General features: G+C 42.0%; 1 rRNA gene. It reads right to left on the bottom strand.

Features of this window, described 5'->3' with window-relative positions:
- Nucleotides 1–474 (bottom strand): 23S ribosomal RNA (locus CZ809_RS20855); the annotation flags it as partial.
- Nucleotides 475–796 lie beyond the last annotated feature (322 nt).

Raw genomic sequence — 796 nt, 5'->3', positions numbered from 1 at the left:
GGTTCTTTTCGCCTTTCCCTCACGGTACTGGTTCACTATCGGTCAGTCAGGAGTATTTAGCCTTGGAGGATGGTCCCCCCATGTTCAAACAGGATATCACGTGTCCCGTCCTACTCGATTTCACTAATAATGCATTTTTGGTTACGGGGCTATCACCCTGTATCGCGGAACTTTCCAGAACCTTCACCTAACGCAGAACTAGCTTAAGGGCTAATCCGGTTTCGCTCGCCGCTACTACCGGAATCTCGGTTGATTTCTCTTCCTCGGGGTACTTAGATGTTTCAGTTCCCCCGGTTTGCCTCATTAACCTATGTATTCAGTTAATGATACTTGCTTATGCAAGTGGGTTTCCCCATTCGGAAATCCCAGACTCAAGAGGCTTTTACTGCCTAATCTGGGCTTATCGCAAGTTAATACGTCCTTCATCGCCTCTGACTGCCAAGGCATCCACCGTGTACGCTTAGTCACTTAACCATACAACCCCAAGAGGTCTTGTATGTTCAAACAACCAAGGTTTGCGTTTAATAATTCGATCAAGAAAATATTAAACATTGGTTTTTCGCCGGACTCGATACAAGACACTTGAATGTGTGTTGTTTTGAGAACTCGTTTTTATTCAGAGAATAAAAACATTTTTTAAAATCAATCTTTCGATTGAATTTACTAGTCAGCTTTCCAGATTGTTAAAGAGCATAACGCAAAAGCGTTAATCAATGCGTTTGCATTAATTAGCACTTTCGCTATTTTCTAATAACTAATTTTACCAAGCAATCTGTGTGGACACTGCATAAAACAG

This window comes from Photobacterium piscicola, from assembly GCF_900166965.1.
Lineage (GTDB): Bacteria > Pseudomonadota > Gammaproteobacteria > Enterobacterales > Vibrionaceae > Photobacterium > Photobacterium piscicola.
This window is presented reverse-complemented; position numbering and strand designations above follow the sequence as displayed.